Here is a 24058-nt window from a genome sequence, read left to right on the forward strand (position 1 = left end):
CTTAAACCACGCGGATCAGAACCCAAGTCACATCCAGGGTATCGTCATCGAGGAACTTGACGCAGGGGATGCAGTACAGGCCCCGGGGGGCAAAAAAGTTCTCACAGTTCTCGTCTATGGGCAGCTTGATGTGGTCCGCGGCCATTCCGGAATACATCGATATAAAAAACCTGATCCCATGCCAGCCAACGGGACCTCCGATATCGGTAAAGGCCAATTCGGGGATTCCCGATGCCCTCTTCACCTCGATATAGCGCACCCTGTCCGAGCTTGTGAGCCCATCTGGAACCTGCTCCGAGACGACGGCATGCAGGACAGCAGGTCCCTCCCGGCTGGGGACCCGCACCTCCCTTACGGTGCCCTTTTCCCCGCAAACACGGACAAACAGGGCGTCCTCTCTCAGAAAAATCCACGCTCCCGGCTTGCTCCACACGAGATCATAGGGGAAATTCTCCCGGTAGTCCCAATCCGGTATACTGCCCCCGCCTCCCACCATGGCAACAGTCGATCCATGGCGATCGTCAGCCACCCTGCCCGTAAAAAAACCGTTCAAGATGCTATACCCATTTGCCGCTACATAGCCAATGAGGCCACCAACACACTTTGCCCCTCTGACGCGACTGATAACACCGACACCCCGAATAAAGGCGCTGTTCCAAACGTTCGCACAGGAGCTGGCGCTGGCCATTCCCCCCTCGCAGCCGCTCCACCTTCTGGACTCCTTCGCCCACCGACCGATCAGACCGCCGACCTCCTCCCTGCCCGTGACCTCGCCGCGATAGAATCCATCTATGCAATAGCTCCAGTTCGTGTCCCCGGCCAATCCCCCTACGCGATCCCTTCCCCGCACCGAGCCCGATACGCCGCAGCTCCCGATGATTATGTAATCCCCGCCCCCGACGAGCCCGCCGACGCGGTCCCGCCCCTCGACGTCCACGCTCTCCAGCGTGACGCTCGACAAACGCCCCTGTTCCATCACCCCGACGAGCCCCTGACCGTCGCGGTCCCCTCGGATCGTCAGGTTGGAGACGACGGCTCCGGTGCTCTCCAGATGTCCCGTGAAGGGGTTTTCCCTCGTCCCTATCGGCACCCAGTCCCGGCCCGACAGGTCGATATCACTCGAGATATGGAAATGGGCCCCCTTCGCCCCCCCTCCGTTGACCCGTTTCGCCACCAGGGCCAGCTGCTCCGCCGTCTCGATCACGTAGGGGTCGCCCCAACCGCCGGAGCCCCCGGCAAAGCCGCCCGCCGCATGGTCGATCCAGTACTCCCGCCCCGGAACCCGGACGAACTCCCAGTTGCCCCGGTCACGAAAGATCAGGTACGTCACGGGCCACGCCATCAGCGCGGCGAACAGAAAGGCAATCGCTCTCCTCCTCAACATCGTCACCACCTTTACCTTCCCCATCAGAAGCGGCCTCCCGCTCCTCCGGACCGGCCAAATAGTAAGAGGCACACAAGGAGGAACAGAACAGCGGCGCCGTACAGGGCATTGCATCCGCCGCCGCGCTCCACAATCGTCGTATCGCTCCCCTCGCCATAGTACTCCGCCACCCGGATGGTGTAGCGCTCGCTGCGGGCCGTACCATCCCCGCCGTCCGTGTAGTCCAGGCGGGCCGCGTAGTATCCCGGTTCCCTCAGCACGGCAAGGCCCTCCCACTCCAGCCGATCGTCCGAGTGGCGGATGTCCGGCCTGAACTCCCTGCCGTCCTCATCCGTCAGCGTCATATCGACGGCCCTGGGAGCCTTCGTGAATACAGCAATCATAGACAATGTCTTGTCCTGATAATATGGAGGGTCGGACAGGCGAAACACCTTCAGAGACACGTCCGATACCCGGACCTCCCTCGAGTCCTCGTAGCTCCTTCCGGCAGAGTCCGTCATCCTGAAGTCGAAAATATAACTGCCCTTCTCCGCAAAGGTCAGTCTTTTGCCTATCGTCCCCCGGACGGAGTCCGATATCGCGATGGGAAGTTCTTTCTCAACCGCCTCGGGATGTCCCTTACGGCGGATCGACACGGTGCTGTAGGCACAGGGCCGAGAGTATGTCGCGACGTACGTGTTTTCCATGTTATTCTTCGTGCTGTTGGGGCTCAGCGCAACGACATACAGATCGTCCTCGCCGTCCCGAGGCGTGGGTTCCCCAGGCCCTGGGCGCTTCAGGCGGACCGACAGATCCAGATACTGCAACGGCCTGTTTGCAACCGAAGCCCGGACCATGCCGTCGCCTCCCTCCAGCGTATCGACCACCGCAAACGCGCGTCCGTTGTCCTCCGTTATCCTCACCTGGGGCAGCCGTCCAAGATTGCTGCCCTGCATCAACTCGAAACGGATTTCCACGTCCTTCAGGCAGTTCGTCACGCTGTCTGAGCCGGTCTCTATCTTCTCCACCAGTTTCACCTTGATCGAGCCCGTGTCTTTTGGGCGGAACGCGATCGTCGTGGAATTCCGGATGTTTCCCGGAAGAAGCGAAACCTGCCCGAACCCCCAGGCGCCGACGGAGGCCCCTTTCGAATAGTCATGTGGAACGCCGCGTGCATCGGCTCGGAAATTCCAGGGGTAATCTGTCAGCATAGCCGGCAGGTCGGCGGAAACCCTCCCCTCGGCTGGACCGGCGTATCTTATTGGAATCGTGGGCGCATGGCCCCCGCGATCCTCGGCCTCCGGGGGCCATGACTCGAAAACCTCTCCGACCGTGCCGTCCGACATGCCAGCGGACGGTGCTTCAACCAGGTTGCAGTTTTCATCCAGGACAACGCCGTCTGCGCTGTCCTCGAGCCCATCCGCCAGCAACGAGGCATAAAAGAGTGGCTGCACCCCGAAAATGGCGGAATCGCTCCGCCTCGCGACGTTGCCGAACAACGTACTGTTGCACAGTGTCAGGGCCTGAGCCTTCACCGCGCCGCCGGCCGATTGCGTCTCGTTATCGACGAGAAGGCAATCCTCCAGCACGAGGCATCCTCCGGGTGCCCACTTCCTTATCGAGGGGAAAAATGCATGATGTACGGCAAAGGGAACCTCTTCCACGACAGCATGCCTCGCCGCCGACCGGCATATTGTGAAATCCGGAGAGACGACGACATCGCCAAGCTGATTGCCGACAATCGTGTTGTGTACCGAGGGCCACGGCGAGGGATGGGAGACAGCCGCTGCTCCCCCGCGGTCCGCGCGGTTCCAGCCCACGAACGTTCGCAACAGCGTCAAGTTGACGCCGTCCGCCAGCAATGTGCCGGGACCACTTCGGGATCTCCCCCGAAACAGACAGCGCTCCATCCGCGAGTCTCGACCGTAGGAAACGCCTAAGTCGATAACTACGGCGCTCTCCCCTCCAACGATGTCGACAAAGGAACAGTCTTTGAGGACGAAACCGCTGCAGTTACAGAGCAGGCCCCCATTGCACTCCCCCGTATTCCGAGGGTCCCCCCTGCCGAACCCCTTCAGTACAAGCCCGTTGGCGAGGAAATCCCCAGCGGCGTGCAGATGACGGTAGCCCCCGTCGCGAAGGCCAAGAACCAGACGCTCTCCCTCACGACCCGTGCTGGCATCGATTTTCAGCCCTCTTATCGAACTCGCATCGAGCACGCCGCACAGATCGATCTCATGGACCGACGGCGCAAATTGGATGACATCCCCCTCCGTCCCCAGCAACCGGATCGTCCATAAGATAGACCGAAGGCTTCCGGCGGGTGGATCGTTCATGTCGTCCCCCGGGTCGGTCACCCTGTAGGTTGCAGCTCCGGCGGGGAGCGCCGCCAGGGACAGCGGTACCATCAACAGAAGAAGGCAGGCTGCACGTCTCCCGCCTCTTTCCACCTTTCTTTTAACGACAACGAAGAAAAGCACGAGAAAAAACGACGAAATGAAAAATGGAAAGGAGCGACAGCCTCCGCCACTCTTTTCGATAGCGATCTCCCCACCGCCGCGATCGTAGGTATCGACATAAACGGGGATGGACTCTCTGCATACCCTCCGAGTGGAGGGATCGACGAACGTCAGGACGACCTCGTGAACCCCGGACGAACGGGGCGTCGGATACCCGATTGCCTCCAGATCGCCGCTGTTCAGCATGACATCGGCACCCTGGTAATCACCGTCCTTCAGGATACCGATATCTACGCTGCCGGGCAGGGATGCGAAGATCGCCGCAACCTCGAAGCTCTGCCCTACGTAATAGGGGGCCTTGGAGGCCCGAAAGTCCCTCAGAGGTTTCGGCGCCGGACGGCAACGAACGGGAAAGGAAAAGAAGGAGGTTGCCCCGGAGTGGTCAGTCAGTGCCGCCCGGAAGCGGTAGTCGCCCTCAGCCGGAAGGGACAGGGGCCGGCGCGTCGCCGCATAGATTCCGCCTTCGACCGACAAGGGCAGGTTCTCATGGAGGACCCGGCCAGAGACGTCCTCGACCGCTAGCAAAGTCGCGCTCTTCATCGCCTCGACCGTCACGACCGTATAACGGCAAGGCGCGCCGACATAGGCATCAGGCGGGGAGAAAAGACGAACCTGCATTTCCGCGGAAACTATCCGTCCCCCCCAGAACACCGACAACACTGCTGCAAGAAAAACACATCGCCTCTTCATGACCGCACCTCCGTCAATCCTTCATATAATCCCCAAATCCACGGGAACGCAAAGTGCGGGCAAAGTAAAGGGCCAGGCAGAGGAAAAGTTTTAAAAAATGGGCTGTTCACCCCTCCGCTGCCTTTAAATACGGAAATATCTTCCCGTTCTCACAATAACCCCGTCAGCGTGGGCTCGCACCCACACCCCCTCTCGGCTATTGGCCCGGCGTTCTCCTGCTCATTCCAGCGAGATAGCCAATTTCTCAAGCTTCCGGTACGCTCCCAGAAACCAACTCCCCACAACTCCCCCTTTCACCTGCAGCACCATGCGGCGCGCATGGCGCACCATACGCCCTATGCTCGTGTAAAACAAAAATCGCAGCGTCCTGGGACGGTAACTCCTCAACGCTTCAGGCAGAAGCAGACGCTTTAACAAACTGTGCAGCGACAGAGACAGCACCGACACATTCCACCAGAACGCGTTCGACCCAAATCGGTGCGAGATGACGTGCCCGCCGCCCAGGTCCTCCTTCAGGATACGGTGCACTTCCTCTGACTTGCCGCACCGCTCACGATACCACCGGATTACCGCTCCTCCCTCCCAATCCAACAGGTTCGTCACGATACCAAACACCTTGTATACGTGGCCGCCAAGCTCCGTCAGATGCAGCTTCTTCACCTTGGCGTTCTCAGACTCCAGGTCGTCGATCAGCTCCGGTATGAACAGCTGCCGTGAGTCCTGCAGCTCCTGAGACAGTCGAAGCTTCTTTCCCGATCCCTCCAACTCGAATGCCTCGCGAATGGCAAGAAAACGGTACGTCGGACCTTTCTTGTCGAGACTCAAAGACTGTGGCGCATAGACGACCTCCGCCCATTCCTGGCCGTTGCCCAAAGGGCGCCAATCCTTCTCACAAACTGCCTCCACCGCCTCCCTGAAATCCCTGTATACAGGACACGAGATCGCAAACTCGATCACCCCGAAACGCGCATCCTGACCCTCCGCCAGATAGCGCAAAAGACGCGTCTGGTAACCCGCACTGTCCGAACGGTACCTCACCTTCCTCACTCCCGCAGGAAGATGCGCCAATACCCCCTGCAACTGCTCCAGCTGTCCGTGCCCAGGCTTCACATTCCCGTCCCGGTATTCCGTCGCCACAGGCAGGTCGTACTCCGGACAGTACACGTTCAACGCCTCGTAACTCCGTTTCCCCTGGTAGTTGTACAACGCCCCGCTCGTCTCCGTCTCGATGAACGTCGCGTCCTGGTCCAGCGTCAACTCCTCCTGCACGGACGCCTCGAACGCGCACCTCAGAAGATGGCGGTGCACCTCCTCAAATCCCCTCAGCGCCTCATTCGATGCCGGGATAAAGGAACGACCATGACCCCGCTCCCGGTCCTCCGATTCGTTATGAAAACAGCTGGCGTAGTCCCGGGCCGACGTCGGAGATGGAAACGGCAGGGAGACTTTCTTCAGCCCCGCCTGCTCCTTCAAAAACTTCAGGTGTTCCACGGCTCTGCCGCCGCTGAGGTTCAGCAGGACCATCGACAGAAGCTGCTCGGAGTCCCGGTACCCTTTGTCCTTCCTGATTCCTATGAAAGTATCGATGACTTCGTCAAGATGGAGCCGATTCCAAAGTTCGATAACGGGGAAAAGGCCGGCAAAAGGGGTGATGTCCTGCATCTTGTCTGTCGTCTTAACCTCGATTTTTGGTCGTCTGTATGGCATAATGGTCTTCGCACCTCGCAGGTGATGGCTTATTGTTTGGTGACTTAAGCTTAACACTGTTTTTGCAAACAGTCCCTGCAAGGTGCTGTTTTTTTGCCCGCGGGTTGGGGTAATCCGTATAGTCCGCCATTGGTCCGCTCTCCGGAATGTACCTCATTTGCAATCGAAGATTTGCAATCGAAGCCGCCGTACGTCTCGTTATTCTCCGACAAAAACGTCTGCGAAACCGACCGAACTGTCTCCACACATGCAAAGGCGCGGAGCATCCCCTTCGGGTTGCTCCGCGCCTTTGCATTTCCATGGAATTCCGTATATTTACTCAGGTCGTACCCGGATCCCGCGCCGCCCCCGAATTTATAACGATTCCAGACAATACATATTTCCACTTCTATTTTCCCATGTTAGGCTCCAGGGAGAAATATGTCAAGGACTCGTGCACCTCCCAAATCCACAGGCAAAGTTTTTAACATGCGGTGAGGTCAGGTTTTGCGCGTTTTCTGCCGCACCGGACGGGTGCAAGGTCAAAGTCGGCTTACCTGTACAACAACGGGCTTGAGCCTCGATAAGGCCGCCGAACCTGCGGATTTGGGGAGCCGTTCCGGGCTTTGACTTTAGTCCATTACGTTGTAAAATAAAAGACAAGGCAAAGGGCAGGGGGACGCCCACGACGAGACGTCCTATGGCCCGGCGTTTCCCGTTCACGAACAGGAAGTTCCAGTCACGACAAGACGAGGTGAGGTGTAATGGTTCAGGTTGAAAACAGCGTCACGGTCTCAGGCCTCCTGCACTTTATCAGCAGGAAGAAGGATCAGAAGTACATTCCCTTTTCCATCCGTCACGAGAACCCATGGCCGGATGGGACGACCCGCAAGGACTTTTTAACGGTGCGCGCCTTTCCCGCCGAGCTTCAGGAGAAGCTGAAGAACCTGGCGGAGGGGACCCCCGTCTGGGTGGATGGGGTCCTCCGTTCCTCGCGGGGGAGCGGAGAGCTCTACCTTGCCGCACTGAAGCTGGACGTTATAGAGGCACAGAGCTGACGGAGGCCGCCCCGGCGTCGGGGCAGGCCTCCGCGTTCTCCGGGCGGTATGCCTGAAATCATTATAATACCAATTTGCGTCTAAAGGGCAAGAAAGGCCCCCCTGCAAGGGGGGCTGCTCCGAAGGGGCTGGGGGGTGTTTTTCATAAGACGCGCCTGTCTGACATTCCCCGTCAACGCCTCCACAAGGCAATCCATTGCCTTGCTTCGGCACAGCCGACCAACGCAGCGCCGCAATCGTTGACGCGATTGCATAAGCTGCGTCGTCTGGCTGAACCCCTCCGGTTCGCTGACGCGAACCACCTCCCCTTTCAGGGGAGGCAATCCATATTAAACGCGAATTGGTATAAGATAAGCAAATTTTAAGGAGGTTTTTCCCTTGAGCTGGGAGAATAAGGTGAGGCTGGCGGGGCAGGTGCACTTCATCAAAGCGCAGGCGGAGGGCGAGACGGGCACGGGAAAGTACGTGCGTTTTGCCGTGAAGCAGGACAACCACGAGTTGGACGGCTCGCCGCGAAAGGACTTCCTGGTGGTGCGCGTCTACGATCAGGCGCTGAGGGACGTCCTGTCGGGCAAGAAGGACGGAGACCCCGTGGCGGTGGAGGGCACGCTTCGCTCCTCGCGGGGGAGCGGCGTCAACTACGTCCGGTGCAGCGCCATTAAGTGAGAGGGGCGGGCGGAGCGCCACCGAAGGGCGTTCCGCCCGCCTCGACCGCACCCCGGCGTGCGTTACAGCAGCTTCTTGAGGGCCTCGACGGCGTCCTCGTAGTTGGGCTCGTCCGTCACCTCCGGCACCACCTGCACGTAGCGCACCACGTCGTCCTTGTCCACGATGAACACGGAGCGCGTCAACAGGCGCAGCTCCTTGATCAGCACGCCGTAGGCCGTCCCGAAGGACGCCGTGCGGTGGTCGGAGAGGGCGATGGCGTTCTCGATCCCCTCGACGGCGCAGAAGCGCTTGATGGCGAAGGGAAGGTCCATGGTGAGGTTCAGGACGACGACGTCGCCCGGCTCCTGAGCCGCGTCCTCATTGAACCAGCGGAGCTGAAGGCTGCAGACCGGCGTGTCCAGGGACGGCGCGACGGAGAGGACCTTCACCTTCCCCGCGTAGTCCTTCAGGCTCTTTTCGGCAAGGCCGCTGTCCAGGACCACGAAGTCCGGTGCCTTGTCTCCGACCCTGGGCGTCGTCCCCAGAAGCGTCAGGGGCTTGCCCTTCATGGTGATGATTCCCGTTCTTTCCTGCATTGCGATGACCTCCCCTTAATTTGAAATTTGCTTATTCCCCACAGCACCCGCCGCTGCATCCGCTGCATCCGCCGCTGCAGATGCCGGTCTGCCATGCGTTGACCACGGGCACGAAGACGTCCAGGATCGCGGGGATCTGGTCCGTGCCCTCCTCCGTGCCCGTCAGTTCGAGTTCGGCCATCACCGCCTCCGGGGTCTCCGCCCCGTCCAGGATGAGCTGGACGATGTCCTTCAGCAGGATGTTCTTCTCCGGACAGACGGGGGTGTCCGCCGGTGCCTTGATCCACTCCATGATAAAACCCTCCTCACGGTCTTTGTCGGCTGCGGCCTCGCGACCTCGTGCCTGCGAAGCATTGTATCGTAAACGGGGCCTCGTGCAAAGGGCGCGGGCTAAGGGCTTTTACCTGACTTTGATCGTTCAGCTTATATTTAAGGGGGACGTCGGTCAATCTTAAAAGTGGTGGGAAGCGATCGGAGATCGTCAAACCAGGGGTGTCCTTCAGCGCCTGAACTGCCCCACGCGCTTCGCGCGGCCCGATGGAGTTTCAGGCGCTGAGGGGAGACCTGCGGTTGACCGCTCTCGACGATTTGGCCAGCGTTTCCTCAGCGGAGCCGGAAGGGCTTTGGCATAAACGGTCGGTGCCTGTATAATCATGAGGAGGACCCGACGCAGGTGACAGGGCGTCAGGCAGGAACCTTTGGGGCGAGGAGGCGAAGATGATGACGTTTGTCTGGCTGGGGGCTGGGATCGTCTTTTTCGGCTTGGGGTTGTGGCAGTGGGCCCGCGGAGGCTCCGGTCTGTGGCAGATACTGAACCTTCGGCGGAGGGAGAAGACCCTGACCGCGGAGGAGAGGCTCGAGGCCGAGGGCACGGTGCACCGGCTGGAGCGCGCAACGGACCGCGCTCTCTTGCTGAGCTTCAGGATTTTGGGCTATCTGGCGATCGTGCTGTGGCTGGTGTTGGGAGTCAGCCTGCTCATGGATTTTCTTGGGGTCGACTGGACCAGCCGCTTTCGGGCACGGCAGTATTGGAATGCCGACACGGAGGCGCTTCCCGACCGCAACACGGTCCTGCGCTCCATAGGGTCGAAGCTGAGGAAGTAGCGGCGGCGTCTGAGGTCAAGGTCGGTCGGGCAAGGGTGCCCGACCGGCCTTTTTCATAGCGGCTTTCCGTCCTGCGGGCCCCGACGGGCGATCTTCGTCAGGAAGAGCCAGCCCTGCCACAGGCCGAAGAGGAGCGCCGCCGGGATGGCGGCGACGGAGAGCCAGCCGGGGTACCCCTCCGCGTCTAGCCACCGCGACAGCCAAACGCCAAGAAAGGCATAACCGGCCACCACCAGGCCCGTCGAGAGGACGCGGCCGAAGAGCGCCACGTCCCGAAGCCCCTTCCCCTTCATCGTGCCGCCTCCTCCGGATAGAGCATCCTGAGACACGTCTCCAGCGCCTCCAGCAGCTGAGCGTCGTCCACGCCCTGCAGGCCGTCCAAGACGATGCGTCCCGCGCCGCTGCGCCGTCCGACGCGGATCTTGATGCCCCGTCGCCGAAAGTCGCGGAGCGGCCGAGGAAGCCGCAGGGCCTGGAATCGCCCGCGGGGGGGCGCCGGCAGCTCTGGAGCCACTGGCTCGTCCTCCTCCGGAAGGCGGACGGCCTCCTCCAGCTGACGCACGGTCATGGCTCCATCGGCAGCGCGCAGGCCCAGAGCCACGCACCTCGCGGCGGACTCCGCGCCCAGGAGCGCCCGGGCGTGCCCCTCGGTGATGCGCCCTGCCGCCAGGAGCCCCCGCACCTCGTCCGGCAGCTTGAGGAGCCGCAGGCGGTTTGCCACGAGGGCCCGGCTCCACCCCAGACGGTCGGCGCACTCCTCCTGGGTCAGGCTGCTGCGCTCGATCATGGCCGCGAGGGCGGAGGCGACCTCGATGGGGGAGAGGTCCTTCCGCTGGACGTTCTCGATGAGGGAGAGCTCGCGCGCTTCGGCCTCGGAGGCGGTCAGGATTCGGGCGGGGACCTCCCGCAGGCCCGCCAGGGCCGCCGCACGCCAGCGCCGCTCCCCGGCGACGATGCGGAGGCCTCCGTCCTCCTCCCTCCGCAGGAGGAGGGGCTGGAGGATGCCGTGGAGCTCGATGGACGCGGCCAGGTGCTTCAGCTCCTCCTCGTCCATCTCCTTCCGGGGCTGTTCCGGGTCCGGCCGGAGGTCCTCCAGGCGTACCCGGTAGATCTTCTCCAGGGCGGCGTCGCCCGCCCCGCTCCCCAGGAGGGCCGAGAACCCCTTGCCTAGGGCTTTTCGCTCAGCCATCGCTGGATGACCTCCTTCGCCAGGGCCTCGTAGGCGCGGGCCCCCGTGCTGTTGGCGTCGTAGTAGGCGATGGGTGAGCCGTAGCTCGGCGCCTCGGACAGGCGGACGTTGCGGGGGATCACCGCGTCGAACACGACGTCGCCGAACTGGCGGCGCACCTCCGCCATCACCTCGTTGCCCAGGCGGGTGCGCGAGTCGTAGAGGGTCAGGAGGATGCCCGATATCTCAAGCGACGGGTTCAGCGTCTCGTGGACCAGGTTCACCGTGCGGACCAGCTGGGTGACGCCCTCCAGCGCGTAGTACTCGCACTGAATGGGCACCAGGAGGCGGTCGCAGGCCGCCAGGGCGTTGAGGGTGAGGATGCCCAGGGAGGGGGGGCAGTCGATCAGGACGAGGTCGTATCCGCAGACCTTCTCCAGTTGGCGCTTGAGCTTGGACTCCCGGCTGATGGCGCTGGCCAGCTCGATCTCCGCACCGGCCAGGTCCAGTGACGAGGGCAGCAGGCTGACGTTCTTCCAGGCCGTCGTCAGGATGGCGTCCTGAATGGGGACGTCGCCGATGAGGACGTTGTAGACGCTCCTTCCCAGGGCCGAGGCGTTGACCCCAAGCCCGCTCGTCCCGTTGGCCTGGGGGTCCATGTCCACGAACAGGACGGAGTAGTCGTGTCGGCCCAGCTCGGCCGCCAGGTTGATGCAGGTGGTCGTCTTCCCCACGCCGCCCTTTTGATTGGATACAACGATCGTTGGAGCCTGATCGGACGTTGGCACTACAGCCACCAGCCTTTCATTGAAGCCGCGCCTGCGGGGCGCGGGTACGCGCGGGGACAGGGCCAAGCCTTCTCCCACAGGACGAGGCGGCGGGAGGACTCCGGCCCTCCGTACCCGTAGATGAGGGGCGCCCTGAGTCCCAGCCCCTGCCAGCGGCCGCGCACCTCCGCCAGCTCCGCGTCGAGCTTCGGCCCCTTGAAGGTGAGGAGAACCCCGCCCACCTCCACGAAGGGGGACAGGAGCTCCGCCGTGACGCCCGCGCTGGCTACGGCTCTGGCCCCAGCCAGGGCAAAGGACTCGCGCCGAGTGCGGGCGGCTTCCTCGCTTCGAGTGCAGAGGACCGTCACGTTGGAGAGCGCGAGGGCCTCCGCGATCTCCTGCACGGCGCGGCACTTCTTGCCGACGCTGTCCAGCAGGAGGATCCGGAGGTCCGGCCGGCAGATGGCCCAGACCAGTCCGGGAAGCCCGCCGCCGCTGCCGAGGTCGAGGACCTGTCCCGTGGGCGGCAGAAAGGGCACGGACTCAAGGCAGTCCGCGACGTGCAGGCTGTAGAGCTCCTCCGCGCCGCGCGTGCCCGTCAGGCGCGCCGTCGTGCAGGACGCCAGAAGGTCCGCGTAGCGGCGCAGGACCGCCCGATGCGTCTCCTCGATCTCGGCGGGGCCGGGACCCTGTGCGGGCGTGGCCCCGCCGAAGGAGGCCCTCTTTTTGTCCTTTTCTTCCCTCTCGCCCAAACCGTCCGCCCCCTGAAATTCGACCTCGGCCAGTGCCATCTATTCTATCATTAGTTCCGTCATTGCCGCCTGCCGTTTGTTGCCCCCGGCGTCCGCGGACGGCGGGGGGAGGCCGCGCGGACGCAGCCTCCCCTTCTAGCTTTCCACCGTCCCTGCCGTATCCTACCCGGCCCGCTCCTCCTCCATCAGCTTCAGGACGTCCGGAAAGAGCTCTAGGCTGCGGCGCAGGACGCCGTGCATCTGCGCGATGGCCATGCCGTAGTTGACGATGGGCGCGCCCGCGGCCTCCGCCTCTCCGATACGGCGCTGCATCTCCCGTTCGTTCAGCATACAGCCGCCGCAGTGGAGGACGAGGGAAACGCCCGACAGGTCCCTGGGGAAGTCCCCGCCGGAGGCGAAGTCGAAGCAGGGCCTCGCGCCGGCGTACCGCTCGATCCACCCCGGCATGAGGACGACCCCGATGTCGCCGCACTGGCGGTGGTGCGTGCAGCCCTCGGCGATCAGCACCCGGTCCCCGGTCCTGAGGCGCGAGAGCCGCCCCGCCCCACGGGCCAGGGCCGCCAGGTTCCCCTTGTACCGGGCGAAGAGGATGGAGAAGGAGGTGAGGGGCACGCAGGGGGGCACGTCCTGCGCGGCGCGGGCGAAGACCTTGGAGTCCGTGACGGCCAGGCGCGGAGGGCGGGTGAGCCCGGAGAGCGCCTCCGCGACCTCCGTCTCCTGACAGGCCACGACGATGGCGTGGGCGTCCAGGACCTCCCGGACCGTCTGCTGCTGCGGCAGGATCAGGCGCCCCTTCGGGGCGGAGCCGTCCTGGGGCATGATGAGGAGCACCGTGTCGCCGGGGGAGAGGAGGTCCGCAATGAGGCGCTTTTTGTCCTCCACGCTCCGGGCGAGGGCGGCAATCCGCTCCTTCAACTCTTCGACGTTCTCGCCGGTGACGGCGCTGACGCAGAGCTCGTCCCGGCCCGGCGCGGGGCGCTCCTCCGGCCTCAGCAGGTCCGCCTTGGTGCGGGCGATGAGGAAGGGGATGGCCCTCTCCTTCAGGAGGGCCAGCAGCCTGTGGTCGTGCTCCGTGAGCGGGCGCCGGGCGTCGGCCGCCAGGACCGCGGCGTCCGTCTCCGCCAGGATGCGGAGCGTCCTCTCCACGCGCAGGGCCCCAAGCGCCCCCTCGTCGTCCAGCCCCGGCGTGTCGATGATGAGCACGGGGCCAAGGGGCAGGAGCTCCATCGCCTTCCTCACCGGGTCGGTGGTGGTGCCCCCAACGTCCGAGACGATGGAAAGGTCCTGCCCGGTCACGGCGTTGACGAGGCTGGACTTGCCCGCGTTCCGAACCCCGAAGAAGGCCACGTGAACCCGCTCGCCCGACGGGGTGTCGTTCAGCCCCATGGCGTCCCCTAGAAGCGGAAGTCCCGCCGGTTGGAGTTCCGGATGGCCTCGATGTTCTCGCGTGCCGTCGCTCGCACCCTTTCGCGGGGGATGCGGTTCAGCTCGCGCGCCACCATCTCGTAGCCGATGCGCTTCGTCTCCGGGCTGGCGTAGTCCTCCAGGTACTCCGTCAAGGTCATCAGGGCGTTGGGATGGCAGCAGTTCAGGATCTGGCCGCTCTTGCACAGGCTCATGAACCGGTCTCCCGTGCGGCCCGCGCGGTAGCACGCCGTGCAGAAGGAGGGGATGTGCCCGCTGTCCATCAGCCAGCGGACGACCTCGTCCAGCGTGCGCTGATCGGAGACGTCGAACTGCTCCGTGTCGTGGGGGCGCTCCTCCTCCGTGTAGCCGCCGACGGAGGTACGGGACGCGCCGCTGACCTGGGAGATGCCCACCTGCAGCAGTCGTGCCCGCACCGCCTCGGACTCGCGGGTGGAGACGATCATGCCCGTGTAGGGCACGGCCAGCCGGATGCAGGCGGCGATCTTCGTGAAGGTGTCGTCGGAGATGGAGTTGTCGAAGACGTCGGGGTCGATGCCGTCGGCCCGCTTGACGCGCGGCACGCTGATGGTGTGGGGTCCCACGCCGTGAACCGCCTCCAGGTGTTCCGCGTGCATCAAAAGCCCGGCGAACTCGTAGCGGTATTTGTCGAGCCCGAACAGGACGCCCAGCCCCACGTCGTCGATGCCGCCGTCCATCGCCCGGTCCATCGCCTCGGTGTGGTAGTCGTAGTCGTGTTTGGGACCCGTGGGGTGCAGCTCGAGGTAGCCCTTCTTGTGGTAGGTCTCCTGGAAGAGGATGTAGGTGCCGATGCCCGCGTCCTTCAGTTTGCTGAAGTTCTCCACCGTGGTGGCGGCGATGTTGACGTTGACGCGCCGGATGTCGCCGTTCTTGTGGTGGACGCCGTAGATGGTCCTGATGCAGTCCAGGATGTACTCGATGGGGTTGTTGACCGGGTCCTCACCGGATTCGATGGCCAGCCGCTTGTGCCCCATATCCTGCAGCGCGACGACCTCGCGTCGGACCTCCTCCTGCGTCAGCTTCTTGCGCGGGATGGTCTTGTTCGCCGTGTGATAGGGACAGTAGAGGCAACCGTTGACGCAGTAGTTGGAGAGGTAGAGCGGCGCGAAGATCACGATGCGGTTTCCGTAGAACGCCAGCTTGATCTCCTCCGCCACCTCGTACATTCTCGCCACCTTGTCCGGCATCTCGCAGGCCAGGAGCACGGAGGCCTCCCGGTGGGTGAGGCCGCTGCACTGACAGCCCCCCGCGGTCCGACGCGGGCGCGCCTTCTCCAGGAGCTCGTCGATCAGGCGGACGTTCTCCTTGTTGCGGTCCGCGTAGTCCAGCGTCTCCAGGATCTCCTCGTCGTTGATGAACTCCGTTGCGCGGAGCGACTTTGGATCGTAAACAGCCATGGATGATCACCCCTTCTTTCAGGTCAGAACGTCGTCTTCCCTGTTAGATATTTTTAGGGAAACACTGATTAAGTCGTTGAGAACTGTCAACCGTATGGGCTCCCTTCAGCGTATGAAACTTCATCAGGCCGCGCGAAGCGCGTGGGGCTTGGGGCGTAGCCCCATTTTAAAATTTTAGGGAAGCGCTGAAGGATACCCTTTATTGATGTTCCTTGATTGCTTTCAACAATTTTTGAAGATTAATCAGCGCTTCCTTAACTATTATTAAGGTTTAGACGCTTTGAGGCGGCGACGCGCTCGCGTTCCATCGCGGGCGAATCAGGCGGGCCAGGCCTCCCGCTTGACGTCGCCTCGGTCCATGGAGAGGCGCCGGCCGATGCCGGCCATCCTGCGCGCGAGGCGCGCAAGGCCCTGAGCGGACTCCTCTCCGGTGCAGAGCTTGCCGTCGTAGATCGCGTACTTCTTCCGCACGGAGGCGGGGGAGAGGTTCGGCATCACGACGTTGGCGCCGGCCCGAATCCCCATCTCCCGACCCATGGGGTGGACGGTCCCCAGCGCCGTCGTGGCGGGCAGCAGGACGGGCGGGTGGATGAGCCGGATGATGGAGAGGAGGTAGCAGGTCAGCTCCGCGCTTCCCGCCGGGCGGCCTCGGAACTCCGTGTCCGCCTGCGGGATGAAGGGGCCGATGCCGCACATCTCCGGCTTGAACGCTTCGATGAACTTCAGGTCCTTCGCCAGCTCCGCCGCGGTCTGAAAGGGGGACCCCACCATGAAGCCGCAGCCTGCCTGATAGCCGATCTCCTTCAGGTCCCGAAGGCAGCACATCCGGTTTGCAAAGGACATCTCGGGCGGGTGCAGCCTTGCGTAGTGGGCCGGGTCCGCCGTCTCGTGGCGCAGGAGGTAGCGGTCCGCGCCGGCGTCGAAGAGGCGCTGAAAGCTCGCCCTCCCGCGCTCGCCCAGGGAGAGCGTCACCGCAGAGCCGGGGCAGCGCGCCTTGATCTCCCGGACGAGCGCGCAGAGCACGGCGTCGGTGAAGTGGTCGTCTTCGCCGCCCTGCAGGACGAAGGTGCGGAAGCCGAGCTCGTAGCCCTCGCGGGTGCAGTCCAGGATCTCCTCCGGGGGCAGGCGGTAGCGCCGGGAGCGTCCGTTGTCGCGCCGGAGCCCGCAGTAGAGGCAGTTGTTTCGGCAGAAGCTGCTGATCTCGATCAGGCCGCGGGCGTAGACGTCCTGCCCGTAGATGCGGTCCCGCTCCCCGGCGGCCAGCGTCCGGAGCAGGGCCGCGCCCTCCTCCGTGCGGCGGACGATGAGGCGCTCGTACTCGTCCAGGCTCAGGCTTCGACGCTCCGCCAGGGCCCGGATCAGCGGAAGGCAGTCCCCTCCCGCGTCACTCACGGAAGACGACGTTGGAAAAGGCCGTCTTGACGCTGACGCCGTTCAGGCTGCCGACCCGCCCCGACAGGGCGGAGATGGTGTCCTGCGGCGCGTCCAGCGCGATGGAGATGATGTGGACCTTCCGGCGGCGGTAGGGCAGCCCCATACGCCCGATGATGTGTTCCCCGAACTCGTGCAGGATTCCGTTCAACTCCTCGACGGAGTCCACGTTCTCGACGACGATGCTCATGACGGCAACTCTTGTCTCCATGGACGATCCCCCCCTGAAAAATTGTGCCCATGATGTGATGAAGGAACGGCCGCGAAATGAGAAAGCCGCGCCCCGTGACGAAGGGCGCGGCGGAACGTACGGGATGAGCCCTTCTTCTCAGGCGCCTCTCGCGGGCCTTTGAACTCAGGAATACCTTTATTGTGTCACAGGACGTTTGAAAAAGCAACCGAAAAGGGCGCGCCGCGTGCTATAGTTGAGGCGCAGACCGCCGGGCTTCGGAGACGGCCCGGACAGGGGAAGCGCGGGGGGTGTGGGCGATGAACTTTTTCGAGGCGTTGGACGCGGCGGCACGGAGGGTGCCGGACTGCGGCGTGGCCCGCCTGGTCCTGGGCTGGCACGCCAGCTTCGCCCTGGCGGAGGACGGGCGGTGGGGCGTCGGGTTCGTCCCGGACTCCATGAAGGAGGCCCACAGGGCGCGGGCCGTACACACGGAGGAGCTGATCCGCGCGCCTCTGGCGCGCCTGGCGGGGCTCTACGTCTCGCCCTTCCCCCAGGAGTTCGCCGCGGCGTCGGCAGCCTGCGCGGCGCTCCTGCCCTTTGGGGCCGGCGGTTCCCCGCTGGACCTCGCCATGACCTGCGCCCGGGGCGACCGCGTGGCCGTGCTGGGGTACGAGCGCGACCTCCTGCCCTTCATGCGCGACTGGGGCTGGCGCGTCGCGGTGTTCGATGACCGGGGCATCGGGCCGGACTGCTTCCCCCAAAGCGACTTCTCCCGAGGCGTTCGGGAGGCGGAGTGGGTGTGGCTGTCCCCGGAGGCAATCCGCGACCGGTGGCTGCTCTCCACGCGGGAGGAGCTGACGAGGAAGAAGGGCTGCTTCCTCCAGGGCCCCGGCCTCCCCGCCCTGCCCGGAGCCTTTGCACCCCTCGGCGTCACGCACCTCGTCGTTCCGAGGGGGGACGCTTCGCCCGAGGCGGCCATGGCGGCGGAGGCCCACGTCGCAGCGGGCGGCAGCCCGTGGCTCAGCGGCGCGCTGACCTGGAGGGTCTACCCGGCGCAGGGCGGGGGCCGCCGCGCGGCGAACGACCCGGCGGAATCGTGCGGTGGGGGCTCAGGCGCTCCTTTTGTGAAGTGAAGAAAGGGTATAATAAGCAGGGGAAGCGGACGATCTTGTACGGAGGGGGCGGTTTTTCGTGCTACAGCGTTCTTATTGGCTGAATGGACGGGAGGATGTCGCCGCGGCGGTCGAGAGGGCGAAGTCCGAGGCCTCGAAGTTGCCGCGTCTGGATTCCGTACTGGCGGTCGTTTTTCTGAAACGCACGGCGGTCCCGCTCTGGGGAAATATCCTGGGGAGCGTTCGAAGCGCGTTCCCCGGCGCGGAGGTCTGTGGGGCCACGGTGGACATGAGCGTCACCGACGGGACCCGATGGCTCTCGCCGGAGTGGGGTGAGGACTCCGACGTCCTTGGCTCCCTCACCTTCATGTTCTTTGAGCGCTCCTCCGCGCGGGCCATGGTGCTGCCTGACGACCCGGTCACAGCGGGCACGACGCTGCGACAGGCGCTGGATGAGGACGCGGACGCCAGAGCCGTCGGCCTCCTGATCAGCGACATGCGCGTAGACTTCAACCCCCTCTTTCGGGAGATTTCCCACGTCCGCCCCGAGATCGTCTTCTTCGGCGGGACGGCCTGGGCCTGGAGCGAACCTGAGGGACGCCGGCTGTTTTGCGGGGATGTGGCCCTCACGCGCGGCATCGTCGTCGTCTTCTTCAGTGGTCGGGAGCTGCACGCCTGCGAGAACTCGTCCTTCGGCTGGGTGCCCATGGGCCCTGAGCTGATGGTCACACGCATGAAGGACGACTTCACGGTCTGTGAGCTTGATGGGAAGCCCGCCGGCGAGGTCCTGGAGTACTACCTGGGCTGGCGGGAGAGCTGGGACCCGCTGGAGGACGCCATGGCCTTCCCCCTGTGCTTCGAGCGCGGAGGGCAGCTGGTGGGGCGTCACATGAACGCCTTCCTCGACGACGGGAGCGTCCAGCTGGATGCGGACCTTCGGGTGGGGGAGAGGCTTCGCATCTCCTGCGGCGCCCCCTTCGCCATCCTTCGGGAGGCCGTGGCGAACCACAGGCGAATGGTGGACTTTCGCCCGGAGGCGATTGCTGCCGTCAGCTGCGCTGGCCGGCACCAGATGCTGCGGGAGAACCGGGGGCAGGAGTTCGACGTTCTCCGCCAGCTGGCGCCCTCTGCAGGCTTCTACTCGTACGGCGAGGTCCAGCGAAACGGTGGCGAGATTTCGATCACGAACCTGATGCTGGTCACCGTCGGCTTTCGGGAGGGGGAGCCCACAGGGGCGGAGCCCGTGATCCGGGTGGCGCCGCTGCACCTTCAGAAACAGACCTCCGTCATCGCCCACCTCCTGCACATGGTGGACGTCATGACGCAGGAGTGGGAGGACGCGCGGGGCCGCCTCGTCGTCCTGGCGGAGCGCGACGCGCTCACGAGCCTCCTGAACCGCCGCGCCATGGAGGAGTCCCTGCGGCAGGTCCTGCGCGAGAGGGCGAAAAAGCCCCAGGACGTCGCCGTGTTGATGATCGACCTGGACGACTTCAAGGGCATCAACGACACCTACGGGCACGCGATGGGCGACAAGGCGCTGGTGGCGCTGGCGGATATCCTGCGGAACAGCACGCGGCGCAACGACGCGATCTGCCGCTGGGGTGGGGACGAGTTCTTCGTCATCCTGACCGGCGCGAGCCGCGCCGTCGCGGAGCGGATCGCCGAGCGCATCCGGTCCGCGGTGTCGATCCTGAACCTCCTGCCGGATGGGAGGCGGCTCACCCTGAGCGTCGGCGTGGCCTCCGTCGTTCCCGGCGACACGCCCACCCAGCTCTTTCACCGCGTGGACGAGGCGCTCTACGCCTCCAAGCGGATGAAGGGCAAGAACCGCGTGATGTTCCGCTGAGGCTCCTTGTCCTCCGTCCGGCATCGGGTTTAGAACAGCAGGCACGTTTTTGTCTTTCGTGTAGATTGGAGTGACGGGCATGAACAGGATCATCACCATCGGCCGCGAGTTTGGCAGCGGGGGGCGGGAGCTGGGCCGCCGCCTTGCCGACGCCCTTCAGTTCGCCTATTACGACCGCGAGATCATCACGGAGCTGGCCAGGCGCACCTCCCTCTCGGAGGAGTACGTGCAGCGGATCGTGGAGCATCGGCCCACCGCGGCGTTCCCGATCCACGTGGGGCGCAGCTTCTACCCCATGGTCAACCCGATGTGGGAACAGGGACAGGCCGTCTATCAGGAACAGCACCGCCTCATCAAGGAGATGGCCGCAGCGTCGAACTGCGTCATCGTGGGGCGCTGCGCGGACTACATCCTGCGGGACATGCGGCCCTTCCGGATCTTCGTCTACGCGGAAATGGCGAGCAAGATGCGGCGATGCCGCGAGAAGGGCGAGGACGCGAAGGCGATGTCGGACAAGGAGCTGACGCAGCACATCAACGACATCAACAGGGGCCGCGCGAAGTACTACGAGTTTTACAGCGGGCAGGAGTGGGGCGGACGCCTGAACTATGACCTCTGCGTCAACACGACCCAGCTGGACCTCGCCGAGGTCGTCGCCGCGATCGCGAAGCTGTTTTGACAGTCGGGGCAGAGATGAAAAATGAGAGCGGGGGAACGGCTGTTGCAGCCGTTCCCCCGTTCGGTTTCAAAGCCCGCAGGGAATAGGGCTGATCCTAATCCCCCGACGTGATGGCGACCTTCTTGTGGGCCCTGTCCTCCTGCTTCTCGTCCACCTCGATGGTGAGGACCCCGTCCTTGAAGGTGGCCTTCGCGCTGTCGGGGTCCGCCTCGACGGGGAAGGAGATCACGCGCTCCACCTTGCCCCAGCTGCGCTCGGACCGGAAGTAGCTCTTGCCCTCCGTGCCCTCCGTCCGCTCGCTCCTCTTCTCCGCGGAGAGCGTCAGACGGTCGCCGTAGACGTGAAGCTCCACGTCCTCCGGCTTGATGCCGGGCAGCTCCGCCTCGACGCAGAGCTTCCCGTCCTTGCGGTAGAGGTCCGTCTTCGCGGAAAGCCCGCCGCTCCCCTCGAAGGGGAACAGCCCCATCTGCTCTGCAAGACGATCCATGCTGTCGAAGATCGACGCCGCAGGTCCTCCAAAACGGCCATAGACTACCGGTGCGTATCCGTTCCTCATCGTAAACAACCTCCTGAAAGAAGTATTTTTTATCGTTTTTCCGTCGGAGAGGAGGCGTTGCCTCCCCGGCTCCATCCTCCCTCGACGTGAGTTATCATAACACTGACCTTTAATGACTATATCGTCAAAATCGATGAATGCGTACCTCCGTCGTTTCGCTGACCTTTGCTGACTTTTTGCTTTTCGCGCCGCTACGATGTGGATCGTCCGGATATTTGCTATACTTTTCACGATGCTGTGCCGCCGGAGTGGAGGTGCCGTGCGGCGTCCCCCGACGACGAGGGGGCGATCTGCTTATTCTGGGAGGACTGTAGACTTTGCGTATTTTTTTGCCTGGCGCGGGAGGCTTCATCGGGAGCCATCTGATCGAGAAGATCCTGAACGAGTCCGATTACGAGGTCGTGGCCTTCGACCTCTGCGGCGAGAGCCTGAAGCGCTTCGAGGGGCGGGATCGCTTTACCTTTCATCAGGGGGACATCTTCAGGGAAAACGACTGGATCGAGGCCCAGGTGGCCGCCTGCGACGTCGTCCTGCCCTTTGCGGGCGTCGCGAAGCCCGCGTACTACCTCAGCAGCCCCCTGTGGACGTTCGAGCTGGACTTTGAGCAGAACCTCAAGGTGGTGCGCATGTGTGCGGAGCACAGGAAGCGCGTGATCTTCCCCTCGACCTCCGAGGTCTACGGGCTGTCCAGCGACTCCGTGCTGCTGGAGGACGAGAGCCCCCTCATCGTCGGCCCCATCTGCAAGATGCGCTGGATCTACAGCTGCGGCAAGCAGATGATGGATCGCGTGATCGCGGCCTACGGCCTGGAGCGCGGGCTCCAGTACACGCTGTTCCGTCCCTTCAACTGGGTTGGGCCGAGGCTCGACACGATGGAGGACGCCCGCTGTCGCAAGGCCCGGTCCATCACCCAGATCATCTACGACGTCCTGTACCGGGGGGAGGTCACCCTGGTGGGCGGCGGGGAGCAGCGCCGGAGCTTCACCTGGATCGGGGACGGGACGGATGCGCTCATGGCCCTTTTGCGAAACGAGGGGGGACGGGCGGACGGCCAGATCTTCAACATCGGCAACCCGGACAACAACTTCTCCATCCGGGAGCTGACGGAGCTCATCCTGGACGTGATGCGCCAGGACCCGCGCTTCGCCCCCCGCGCCGAGAAGGTCCGCGTCGTCTCCGTCCCCGCGGAGGAGTACTACTCGAACGGCTACGACGACATGAGGAACCGGGTCCCCTCCATCGAAAAGATGAGGGAACGGATGGGCTGGAGGCCGAAGGTGGGGCTGCGGGAGGCCGTGCGCCTGACGCTCGATGCGTTTGAGGTGCCCGCGGAATGAGGCCGGGCGGCAGGGAGGGGCCTCGCTTCCTCCGCTGGCTGGCGGCGGCGCGTCCCCTCATCCCATGGGCCGTCCTGGCCCTGCTGGCGGTGGCCGTCTACTTCTGGGGTCTGGGGCGGTACGGCCTCATCGACCCGGACGAGGGGCGCTACGCCGAGATCCCCCGTGAGATGATCGAGTCCGGCGACTTCGTGACGCCGCGGCTGAACTACGTCAAGTACTTTGAGAAGCCCGCGCTGCACTACTGGCTGACGGCGGCGTCCTTCGCGGCCTTCGGGCAGAACGAGGCGGCGGCCCGGCTCTTTCCCGTCCTGTTCGGGCTGGGAGGGTGCCTGCTGACCTTCGTCGCCGCGAGGCGCATGACGGGGAGCGCCCGCGCGGGGGCCGCCGCCGCCGCCGTGCTGGTCAGCTCCGTGCTGTGGTACGCGCTCTCGCGGCTCAACGTCATCGACATGACGCTGACGTTCTTCTTCACGCTGGCCATGCTGGGCTATTGGCTGTGGTTTCGGGGTGGGGAGGGTGCCGGCCGCCGGCCGCTCCTGCTCTTCTACGCCGCCATGGCGTTGGCGACGCTCTCCAAGGGGCTGATCGGCGTCGTCCTCCCCGGCGGGATCGCCGTGCTGCACCTGGCCAGCCTGAGGCGGTGGAGGGCGATCCCGCGCCTGTTCTCGCCCTGGGGAATCGCGCTGTACTTCGCGGTCGTCCTGCCGTGGTTTCGGGCCGTCTGCGCCGCCAACCCGGACTTCTTCGACTTCTTCTTCGTCCACGAGCACTTCACCCGCTACCTGACGACGGAGCACGGCCGCTACGAGCCCTTCTGGTTCTTCGTCCCCATCCTTCTGGGGGGCCTCGTGCCCTGGACCGGGATGCTCTGGGACGCCTTTCGCGCCGCGCGGGGACGGGGCGGGCTCCTGAGGCGGGAGGACGGCCTGTTCCTGAGCCTTTGGTTTGCCGTTCCCCTGGCCTTCTTCTCCCTGTCGGGGTCCAAGCTGGTCCCCTACGTCCTTCCGTGCCTGCCCCCCCTGGCCGTGCTCATCGGCGCAGCCGTCGAGGGGATACTGAGGGGCGGTGCTCCCGCCATGCGGGCCGGCCGCCGATTCGCCTGCCTGAACGCCCTGATCCTGCTCCCCATCGTCCTGGCCGGCGCGGTCTACCCCGCGCTTCGTCCGGAGGACGCCTACCTTCGGGCGGCGACGAACCCCTTCTGCTTTGTGCTGACGGCCTTCTGCCTGGCCTCCTTCGTCCTGCTCCGCGCCCGGACGCGAGGCTTTCTGCTGCTCTGCCTCCTGGCGCTGACGGCGCTCTTCGTGGCCGGGACGGGTTTCGACCTGATGGCGGCCCGCGACTCGAGGCGCCCCATCGCCGCCATGCTGCGCGAAAGGCTGCGGGCCGACGACACCGTCGTCGCCTACGGGGACTTGATGCAGGGGCTGTCGTTCTACCTGGGCCGCCGCATCGCGATCGCCGGCGGTCGGGGAGAGCTGGACTTCGGCGCAGCGCAGGAGGAGGACCCGCGCTGGTTCCTGAACGCGGAACAGCTCCGCAGGCTGTGGAACGGGCCGGATCGCGTCCTGCTGGCCGCGAGCCGGCGCAGGCTGGAAGAGCTGACGCGGGACCTGGGACGCGAGCCCGTGCGCCTGGGGGAGACGGAAAAGGAGATCCTGTTCACGAACTTCTGAAAAACGCATTGTCTTTAGGGGACGACGGGGCTGTGCCTTGAGGGACGGCGCC

At 64.3% G+C, this 24058-nt stretch carries 22 protein-coding genes; 8 read left to right on the top strand and 14 right to left on the bottom strand.

What is annotated here, in order from left to right; all coding sequences use genetic code 11:
* Position 1 precedes the first annotated feature (1 nt).
* The 3 genes from ACK28C_RS07585 to ACK28C_RS07595 all read right to left on the bottom strand — a co-directional run bounded on the left by ACK28C_RS07585 (position 2) and on the right by ACK28C_RS07595 (position 6279).
* The gene (locus ACK28C_RS07585; RefSeq protein WP_409152013.1) at positions 2–1408 is read right to left on the bottom strand and encodes a hypothetical protein; all 1407 of its coding nucleotides are present in this window, start codon (positions 1406–1408) and stop codon (positions 2–4) included.
* Positions 1408–4068 carry a hypothetical protein gene (locus ACK28C_RS07590; protein ID WP_409152014.1) on the bottom strand — a complete coding sequence of 887 codons (2661 nt, stop codon included), beginning with the start codon at positions 4066–4068 and terminating at the stop codon, positions 1408–1410. The genes ACK28C_RS07585 and ACK28C_RS07590 overlap by 1 nt, the downstream gene beginning before the upstream one ends.
* Positions 4069–4791: 723 nt before the next feature.
* The gene (locus ACK28C_RS07595) at positions 4792–6279 is read right to left on the bottom strand and encodes a hypothetical protein (RefSeq protein WP_409152015.1); all 1488 of its coding nucleotides are present in this window, start codon (positions 6277–6279) and stop codon (positions 4792–4794) included.
* 743 nt (positions 6280–7022) lie between these two features.
* On the opposite strand from ACK28C_RS07595, the gene ACK28C_RS07600 reads away from it, so the two are divergent.
* Together ACK28C_RS07600 and ACK28C_RS07605 are read left to right on the top strand one after the other, a co-directional pair.
* Positions 7023–7316 carry an OB-fold nucleic acid binding domain-containing protein gene (locus ACK28C_RS07600; protein WP_409152016.1) on the top strand — a complete coding sequence of 98 codons (294 nt, stop codon included), beginning with the start codon at positions 7023–7025 and terminating at the stop codon, positions 7314–7316.
* A gap of 378 nt (positions 7317–7694) precedes the next feature.
* Positions 7695–7982 (top strand): DNA-binding protein, encoded by a 288-nt coding sequence (locus ACK28C_RS07605; protein WP_208872862.1) that lies wholly within the window; start codon positions 7695–7697, stop codon positions 7980–7982.
* A 62-nt stretch (positions 7983–8044) separates the two neighbouring features.
* Here ACK28C_RS07605 and tpx read toward each other — a convergent pair whose 3' ends face one another.
* Both tpx and ACK28C_RS07615 read right to left on the bottom strand, forming a co-directional pair.
* Positions 8045–8560 carry a thiol peroxidase gene (gene tpx / locus ACK28C_RS07610; RefSeq protein ID WP_015556341.1) on the bottom strand — a complete coding sequence of 172 codons (516 nt, stop codon included), beginning with the start codon at positions 8558–8560 and terminating at the stop codon, positions 8045–8047.
* A 31-nt stretch (positions 8561–8591) separates the two neighbouring features.
* Positions 8592–8852 (bottom strand): hypothetical protein, encoded by a 261-nt coding sequence (locus ACK28C_RS07615; RefSeq protein WP_015556340.1) that lies wholly within the window; start codon positions 8850–8852, stop codon positions 8592–8594.
* Between the two features lie 425 nt (positions 8853–9277).
* On the opposite strand from ACK28C_RS07615, the gene ACK28C_RS07620 reads away from it, so the two are divergent.
* The gene (locus ACK28C_RS07620) at positions 9278–9664 is read left to right on the top strand and encodes a hypothetical protein (RefSeq protein ID WP_208872860.1); all 387 of its coding nucleotides are present in this window, start codon (positions 9278–9280) and stop codon (positions 9662–9664) included.
* A gap of 53 nt (positions 9665–9717) precedes the next feature.
* Here ACK28C_RS07620 and ACK28C_RS07625 read toward each other — a convergent pair whose 3' ends face one another.
* The 8 genes from ACK28C_RS07625 to ACK28C_RS07660 form a co-directional block, all read right to left on the bottom strand.
* The gene (locus ACK28C_RS07625; RefSeq protein WP_015556338.1) at positions 9718–9957 is read right to left on the bottom strand and encodes a hypothetical protein; all 240 of its coding nucleotides are present in this window, start codon (positions 9955–9957) and stop codon (positions 9718–9720) included.
* Positions 9954–10853: a ParB/RepB/Spo0J family partition protein gene (locus tag ACK28C_RS07630; protein WP_409152017.1), complete on the bottom strand. Its 900-nt coding sequence runs from the start codon at positions 10851–10853 to the stop codon at positions 9954–9956. Before ACK28C_RS07630 ends, ACK28C_RS07625 begins: the two co-directional genes overlap by 4 nt.
* Entirely contained in the window at positions 10832–11620 is a 789-nt protein-coding gene (locus tag ACK28C_RS07635) for a ParA family protein (RefSeq protein ID WP_279369720.1), read from the bottom strand. The genes ACK28C_RS07630 and ACK28C_RS07635 overlap by 22 nt, the downstream gene beginning before the upstream one ends.
* Positions 11620–12390: a 16S rRNA (guanine(527)-N(7))-methyltransferase RsmG gene (rsmG, locus tag ACK28C_RS07640; protein ID WP_208872854.1), complete on the bottom strand. Its 771-nt coding sequence runs from the start codon at positions 12388–12390 to the stop codon at positions 11620–11622. The genes ACK28C_RS07635 and rsmG overlap by 1 nt, the downstream gene beginning before the upstream one ends.
* Before the next feature lie 123 nt (positions 12391–12513).
* Positions 12514–13737 carry a [FeFe] hydrogenase H-cluster maturation GTPase HydF gene (gene hydF / locus ACK28C_RS07645; RefSeq protein ID WP_015556337.1) on the bottom strand — a complete coding sequence of 408 codons (1224 nt, stop codon included), beginning with the start codon at positions 13735–13737 and terminating at the stop codon, positions 12514–12516.
* An 8-nt stretch (positions 13738–13745) separates the two neighbouring features.
* Positions 13746–15194, bottom strand: a complete 1449-nt coding sequence (gene hydG, locus ACK28C_RS07650) for a [FeFe] hydrogenase H-cluster radical SAM maturase HydG (RefSeq protein ID WP_015556336.1) — start codon at positions 15192–15194, stop codon at positions 13746–13748.
* 318 nt (positions 15195–15512) lie between these two features.
* The gene (gene hydE, locus ACK28C_RS07655) at positions 15513–16586 is read right to left on the bottom strand and encodes a [FeFe] hydrogenase H-cluster radical SAM maturase HydE (protein ID WP_409152018.1); all 1074 of its coding nucleotides are present in this window, start codon (positions 16584–16586) and stop codon (positions 15513–15515) included.
* A complete protein-coding gene (locus ACK28C_RS07660) occupies positions 16579–16836 on the bottom strand; it encodes a TM1266 family iron-only hydrogenase system putative regulator (protein ID WP_409152019.1) in 258 nt (85 codons plus the stop codon). The genes hydE and ACK28C_RS07660 overlap by 8 nt, the downstream gene beginning before the upstream one ends.
* A gap of 278 nt (positions 16837–17114) precedes the next feature.
* Here ACK28C_RS07660 and ACK28C_RS07665 point away from each other — a divergent pair, with 278 nt between their 5' ends.
* From ACK28C_RS07665 to ACK28C_RS07675, 3 genes are all read left to right on the top strand, one after another.
* On the top strand, positions 17115–17930 hold the full coding sequence (locus tag ACK28C_RS07665) for a hypothetical protein (protein WP_409152020.1): 816 nt from the start codon (positions 17115–17117) through the stop codon (positions 17928–17930).
* Positions 17931–17988: 58 nt separating this feature from the next.
* Complete coding sequence (locus ACK28C_RS07670; protein WP_208872848.1) at positions 17989–19755, top strand: diguanylate cyclase domain-containing protein; 1767 nt, start codon at positions 17989–17991, stop codon at positions 19753–19755.
* A 79-nt stretch (positions 19756–19834) separates the two neighbouring features.
* The gene (locus tag ACK28C_RS07675) at positions 19835–20434 is read left to right on the top strand and encodes an AAA family ATPase (RefSeq protein ID WP_015556334.1); all 600 of its coding nucleotides are present in this window, start codon (positions 19835–19837) and stop codon (positions 20432–20434) included.
* A gap of 94 nt (positions 20435–20528) precedes the next feature.
* Here ACK28C_RS07675 and ACK28C_RS07680 read toward each other — a convergent pair whose 3' ends face one another.
* Positions 20529–20990, bottom strand: a complete 462-nt coding sequence (locus ACK28C_RS07680) for an Hsp20/alpha crystallin family protein (RefSeq protein WP_015556333.1) — start codon at positions 20988–20990, stop codon at positions 20529–20531.
* A gap of 317 nt (positions 20991–21307) precedes the next feature.
* Between ACK28C_RS07680 and ACK28C_RS07685 the strand changes: the two genes are divergently transcribed.
* Both ACK28C_RS07685 and ACK28C_RS07690 read left to right on the top strand, forming a co-directional pair.
* Positions 21308–22327 carry a bifunctional UDP-4-keto-pentose/UDP-xylose synthase gene (locus tag ACK28C_RS07685; RefSeq protein ID WP_208872847.1) on the top strand — a complete coding sequence of 340 codons (1020 nt, stop codon included), beginning with the start codon at positions 21308–21310 and terminating at the stop codon, positions 22325–22327.
* Positions 22324–24006: a phospholipid carrier-dependent glycosyltransferase gene (locus tag ACK28C_RS07690; RefSeq protein ID WP_015556332.1), complete on the top strand. Its 1683-nt coding sequence runs from the start codon at positions 22324–22326 to the stop codon at positions 24004–24006. The genes ACK28C_RS07685 and ACK28C_RS07690 overlap by 4 nt, the downstream gene beginning before the upstream one ends.
* Positions 24007–24058 lie beyond the last annotated feature (52 nt).

The sequence above is a fragment of the Fretibacterium fastidiosum genome, from assembly GCF_964642095.1.
GTDB classification, from domain to species: domain Bacteria; phylum Synergistota; class Synergistia; order Synergistales; family Aminobacteriaceae; genus Fretibacterium; species Fretibacterium fastidiosum.

Coding starts and splice junctions, on each gene's coding strand:
- ACK28C_RS07585 (WP_409152013.1), bottom strand. CDS start 1,408: ATGGGGAAGGTAAAGGTGGTGACGATGTTGAGGAGGAGAGCGATTGCC.
- ACK28C_RS07590 (WP_409152014.1), bottom strand. CDS start 4,068: ATGCTGAACAGCGGCGATCTGGAGGCAATCGGGTATCCGACGCCCCGT.
- ACK28C_RS07595 (WP_409152015.1), bottom strand. CDS start 6,279: ATGCCATACAGACGACCAAAAATCGAGGTTAAGACGACAGACAAGATG.
- ACK28C_RS07600 (WP_409152016.1), top strand. CDS start 7,023: ATGGTTCAGGTTGAAAACAGCGTCACGGTCTCAGGCCTCCTGCACTTT.
- tpx (WP_015556341.1), bottom strand. CDS start 8,560: ATGCAGGAAAGAACGGGAATCATCACCATGAAGGGCAAGCCCCTGACG.
- ACK28C_RS07615 (WP_015556340.1), bottom strand. CDS start 8,852: ATGGAGTGGATCAAGGCACCGGCGGACACCCCCGTCTGTCCGGAGAAG.
- ACK28C_RS07620 (WP_208872860.1), top strand. CDS start 9,278: ATGATGACGTTTGTCTGGCTGGGGGCTGGGATCGTCTTTTTCGGCTTG.
- ACK28C_RS07625 (WP_015556338.1), bottom strand. CDS start 9,957: ATGAAGGGGAAGGGGCTTCGGGACGTGGCGCTCTTCGGCCGCGTCCTC.
- ACK28C_RS07630 (WP_409152017.1), bottom strand. CDS start 10,853: ATGGCTGAGCGAAAAGCCCTAGGCAAGGGGTTCTCGGCCCTCCTGGGG.
- rsmG (WP_208872854.1), bottom strand. CDS start 12,390: ATGGCACTGGCCGAGGTCGAATTTCAGGGGGCGGACGGTTTGGGCGAG.
- hydF (WP_015556337.1), bottom strand. CDS start 13,737: ATGGGGCTGAACGACACCCCGTCGGGCGAGCGGGTTCACGTGGCCTTC.
- hydG (WP_015556336.1), bottom strand. CDS start 15,194: ATGGCTGTTTACGATCCAAAGTCGCTCCGCGCAACGGAGTTCATCAAC.
- ACK28C_RS07660 (WP_409152019.1), bottom strand. CDS start 16,836: ATGGAGACAAGAGTTGCCGTCATGAGCATCGTCGTCGAGAACGTGGAC.
- ACK28C_RS07665 (WP_409152020.1), top strand. CDS start 17,115: ATGAACTTTTTCGAGGCGTTGGACGCGGCGGCACGGAGGGTGCCGGAC.
- ACK28C_RS07675 (WP_015556334.1), top strand. CDS start 19,835: ATGAACAGGATCATCACCATCGGCCGCGAGTTTGGCAGCGGGGGGCGG.
- ACK28C_RS07680 (WP_015556333.1), bottom strand. CDS start 20,990: ATGAGGAACGGATACGCACCGGTAGTCTATGGCCGTTTTGGAGGACCT.
- ACK28C_RS07690 (WP_015556332.1), top strand. CDS start 22,324: ATGAGGCCGGGCGGCAGGGAGGGGCCTCGCTTCCTCCGCTGGCTGGCG.